4 protein-coding genes and 1 pseudogene are annotated in these 4569 nt (G+C 64.6%); 2 read left to right on the top strand and 3 right to left on the bottom strand.

The genetic code is table 11. The features are described 5' to 3' along the window. Positions 1-548: pseudogene (locus tag ABSG20_RS30470) on the top strand (hypothetical protein); the annotation flags it as partial. A gap of 71 nt (positions 549-619) precedes the next feature. Here the strand turns inward: ABSG20_RS30470 and ABSG20_RS30475 are convergent. Together ABSG20_RS30475 and asd are read right to left on the bottom strand one after the other, a co-directional pair. After that, the gene (locus ABSG20_RS30475; RefSeq protein ID WP_423868171.1) at positions 620-1375 is read right to left on the bottom strand and encodes an NUDIX hydrolase; all 756 of its coding nucleotides are present in this window, start codon (positions 1373-1375) and stop codon (positions 620-622) included. A gap of 116 nt (positions 1376-1491) precedes the next feature. Further along, positions 1492-2358: an archaetidylserine decarboxylase gene (asd, locus tag ABSG20_RS30480; RefSeq protein ID WP_423868168.1), complete on the bottom strand. Its 867-nt coding sequence runs from the start codon at positions 2356-2358 to the stop codon at positions 1492-1494. A gap of 35 nt (positions 2359-2393) precedes the next feature. Here asd and ABSG20_RS30485 point away from each other — a divergent pair, with 35 nt between their 5' ends. After that, positions 2394-4055 carry an aminotransferase class III-fold pyridoxal phosphate-dependent enzyme gene (locus ABSG20_RS30485; protein ID WP_423868169.1) on the top strand — a complete coding sequence of 554 codons (1662 nt, stop codon included), beginning with the start codon at positions 2394-2396 and terminating at the stop codon, positions 4053-4055. A gap of 43 nt (positions 4056-4098) precedes the next feature. Here the strand turns inward: ABSG20_RS30485 and ABSG20_RS30490 are convergent. After that, the coding region (locus ABSG20_RS30490; RefSeq protein ID WP_423868170.1) for a hypothetical protein at positions 4099-4569 on the bottom strand (471 nt) is incomplete at its 5' end.

Raw genomic sequence — 4569 nt, forward strand, 5'->3', positions numbered from 1 at the left:
CCGGCGGGCGCGTGACCGCGCAGCCGCTTGTGATCTCGGCGAGCGAGGTGCGGCGCGACCAGGGTATCGTGCGTCAGGTCCACGCCGCGCAGAGCGTCGGCCGCCAGATCGTCACGGAGCGGCGCCTCCAACGGCAGCAAAATCCGCCCGGCAATCGGCCTGGGAATAATCCCGCAGCGAATCCGGCGCGTCAGCCCGGGCTACCGAAGCAGAATGGATTGCCGCAGCGGCCCGGTGCGCCGGCGCAGCCCGGCCGGCCGAACCGCGCCGGACAGCAGGGACAACCGCCGCAGGCGCCCGGCTTGCCGCGGCCGCCGAATACGCCCGGCCTGCGTCAGGGAGGGCCGCAGAAGCCGGATGCATTGCCGCAGCAGCCGGCGCTGCCGAACCGGGCTGGAGAGCAATCCCAACCGCCGCAGGCGCCGGGCCAGCAACGGCAGCCTGGCGCGCCCGGGGTGCGTCAGGGGGGATTGCAGAATAAACCAGCGCTGCCGAAGCGGCCGCCGGCCGGTCCAGCGCCGAAGAGAAAACCAGACGAAAGGCGTTAGTTTAGTTTAGTTAGCGGGTCGATTCGACCCGACCGGAAAATGCTTCGGTTCAGGAGGCCGAGGGGGTGCAGTCAGGTCGCGCGGGCGCGGCGCAGCCAGTCGCGCGCCTTCTGCAACAGACTGATGCGCTGGTCTTGGGCCGGGCTTGCCTGGTCGTCGTTACCGCATGGAGCTTGCAGTGCCGGGACCACGGATACTTCTTGCCCGACGTCGGGCGCCACCTCGAACGCCGCGGGCCCAATCCATGCGGTCACGGTGACCTCTCGCTGCGCCGACGGCGCCTCATCGGGCGCGACCGGAGCTGCGATCAATTCGGGCGGCGGCGCAGCCGGAACCAGTGTCGTGCGCGCGGGGTCGGTCGCGACGATACGCCGGCGCCTTCGTTTGCGGGGCGTGGCCTGCGTGGCCGCGGGTCGCCGTGAAAACTCCAGCGCGAGCGGACCGACATTAGCGAGAAAAGCCTGCTCGCAGGCGCGCGACAGCCGCCCGACCGCGGCCTCCAGCGGCAGCCAGTCGACCTCCCTGACGTCGTCCATCAGCTCATGCGATGGCCCGCCGCACGTCTCCATCCGCCAGTAGTGAACTATTCTGGAACGGCCGCCGGATTCATAGACCAGGGTGCCGAGGAACTCATGGACGGTTACATCGTGCCCGGTTTCTTCCCATACCTCGCGCTCGGCGGCGGCGCGCGGCGTCTCGCCATCATCGAGCCTGCCCTTGGGAAGAACCCATTCATTGCGCTTGCGCAGCCGTACCACCGCGATCAGCGGGTTTGCCTCATTCCGCAACACAATTCCGCCTGCCGCCAGAACAGGTACTCGCACCATCATTCGCCTTTATGCCGTCTCCGAATCGCGCGCTTCGCGCGCCTAGCATATAATGAGGCACGGCGGCAAATCGAGAGCGGCGAGGTATCACAGGGCCCGCGAGCGATTTCGAAGCCTCAAGCCGGCTTGCGCATCAAGGGTTGTCCGGCGCAGATCCGCTCGCCCTCCGCCACATTGTCGCAGAATGCAAAATGATCTGGCGCCAGCACGATGATCGTCGATCCATGCTCGAACCAGCCGAGTTCATCGCCCTTGCGCACCGGCACATCGCAGCGAAACGTGGCCGGTCCGCGGCTTTGCGCATTGAGCACGCGACCCAGAAAATGCAGCCGGATACTGGCCACCAGAATGGCTGCGACCGGCACCAGGGTCAGGGCTTCGCCGGTCGAGAGCCGGGTTTTGATGACGGCGCGCTCATTCTTGCAGAACAGCCGTTCAATCCGCTTCAGCGCGATCGGATTGACGTTCCAGGTATCGCCGCAGATGAAGCTGACCTGCTCGATCCGGCCATCGAAGGGAGCGTGAAAGCGGTGATACATGCTCGAGGTCAACCGCAAGGTGATGAACCGGCCATTGCGGTGCGCGTCCACCAGCGCGGGGTCGCCGAGCAGGTCGGCGAGCGAATAGCCGGCGCCCTTGATCTGGAACAGCTCGGTATCGGCGATGCTGCCGTGGGCGCCGATGATGGCATCGCACGGGCTGACGACGATCGCGGGGTCGGGGTCGGGCGGACGCGCGCCGGACTTGAGCTCGCGCGTAAAGCAATCGTGCAGGCTCTTGAAGCTTTGCTTCCGCGCTTCGCTGAGATCGAGATCGGAAAACAGCCGCCAGCACGCGATCGAAAGGTCGCGAATCACGGGCTGCTCGATCTTGCTGAACCAGCCCATGAACCGGGTCAGGGCCGCCCGCGGCACCCGGTTGGTCAAAAGGAAGTTCAGGTCTTCCTGCTGCGACAGCACACTGATGAGGCTGCGGATCGTCATGATTCTGTCAGCGGCTGCGGATAGCGGTAGGTCGCATGGATTTGTCGCTTCCGATTCTCTCGCTCGCCGGCGCCGCGATCGCCGGTACCGCTGCCGCCGTTCCCAGATTGCGGGCGCGGCTTAAGTTGTCGCGGGCCAAGCACCGCTCCCTGACCGGGCATGCCAAGATGTCGCGCCTGGTGGCGCGGCTGATTCCCTACTACGAATTCGACATCAACGATTTTTTCCGCTCCGACGGCGCGCCGGCCGGGGTCGCCACCAAGCGTCAGGACGGCTTCTTCCGCCTTGCCGAGCTTTACCGGGACCGCTACGCCAAGAGCCGGCAGCTGACGGCCGAGGCCGCAACACGAATTTCCGACCTGCAATTCACCGAGGCCTACCGGGTGCCCTTTCAGTACAGCCGGCTGGTCAGGGAGCATCTTGGCGCCGGCGCGTTCGTGCAGTCGTCGGCCGGCGTCACGGTCACGGATGTCGACGGCAATGTCTGCTACGACCTGACCGGTTCCTACGGCGTCAACATTTTCGGCAACGACTTCTACAAGGAATGCATCGACAGGGCCGGGGCGCGGGCCCATGCGCTCGGCCCGGTGCTCGGGCCATACCATCCCGTCATCGTCGATAATGTCGCACATTTGTGCGAGATTTCCGGGCTCGACGAGGTCTCGTTCCACATGTCCGGCACCGAAGCGGTGATGCAGGCGGTAAGGCTGGCCCGCTATCACACACGCCGCTCGCATCTGGTGCGTTTCGCCGGGGCCTATCACGGCTGGTGGGGCGACGTGCAGCCCGGCGTCGGCAACCCGATTTCGCCGCACGAAACCTATACGCTCGCCGACATGTCGGAGGCCACGCTGCGGGTCCTGAGAACGCGGCGCGATATCGCCTGCGTGCTGGTCAATCCGCTGCAGGCGCTTCACCCCAACGGCAATGCGCCGTCGGATTCCTCGCTGGTCGACAGTTCGCGAACCGGTCATTTCGATCGCGCGGCCTACGGCGAATGGCTCAAATCGCTGCGGCGGGTCTGCACCGAGCGCCAAATCGTCCTGATCTTCGACGAGGTATTCGTCGGTTTCAGGATCGCCGCCGGCGGTGCGCAGGAATATTTCGGTGTCCGCGCCGACATGGTGACCTATGGCAAGAGCCTCGCCGGCGGGCTTCCCGTGGGCGTGGTCTGCGGACGCAAGCAATTGATGCGCCGCTTCCGCGACGATCATCCGGTCGATGTCTGCTTCGCCCGCGGGACGTTCAATTCGCATCCCTACGTCATGGCGGCGATGGATGAATTCCTGGGCCGGCTTGCCAGTCCGAATTTCCGCTCCATTTACGATGGTCTGGGTGAGCTCTGGGACGGCCGGGCGGGGCAGCTGAACGCCATGCTGGCCGCGCACGATCTGCCGGTGCGGGTCTGCAACCTCTCTTCGATCTGGATGGTCCATTATACCGAGCCGTCGCGCTACAACTGGATGTTTCAGTATTATCTGCGCCTTGAGAACCTGGCGCTGAGCTGGATCGGGACCGGCCGCCTGATCTTCAGCCTGAACTACACCGAGGCGGATTTTGCCGAGGTGGCGAAGCGCTTCGTGGCCGCGGCGGAGAACATGAAGCAGGACGGCTGGTGGTGGCGCGACGCGGCCCTCACCAACAAAGCCATCCGCCGCCGGATCCTGAGAGAGATGATCGCAAGCGCCTTTCGCTGACCGATGGTTTAGCCGCATTCTATCGGATGATTTCAAACCACGTTCAGGCGTGCTGCTCTTCGAGCTCGTGCTCGATCAGATCGAGGCCGGGATCGATCAACTCGCCGCGCAGCAGAAACAGCGGCGCCTTGTAGTAAAGCCGGAAATCGCTGAACGGGTCGGTCAGGATCTTGGTCATCCAGACCAGGCCGGTCTCGACGTCGCGGATGAAGAACAGGTGGACGGTACGGAACAAGAGGCCGCCGATCCCGATCGCAAGCCAGATCTTGGCGACCTGGCGCATGAAATCCGCCGCCGAGGTCCAGGGCGTGAAAAGGCCGAACAGGGTCGGATCGAGCAACAGCACCAGCGGCGAGAGCGCCCAGATCGTCATCAGCACGATCTTGCGGTTCAGATTATAGCCGACCTTGATTTCCTCTTTGTGATCGTGCGTCGCCTGATTGATGTGGTCGTAGCCCTTCGGCTCGAAGAAGAAATGACCGGCCTGCCTTGTGGTCATGGAGACCAGCCAGCC

Origin of the sequence: Bradyrhizobium sp., assembly GCF_049512235.1 — a bacterium.
Classification (GTDB): Bacteria; Pseudomonadota; Alphaproteobacteria; order Rhizobiales; family Xanthobacteraceae; genus Bradyrhizobium.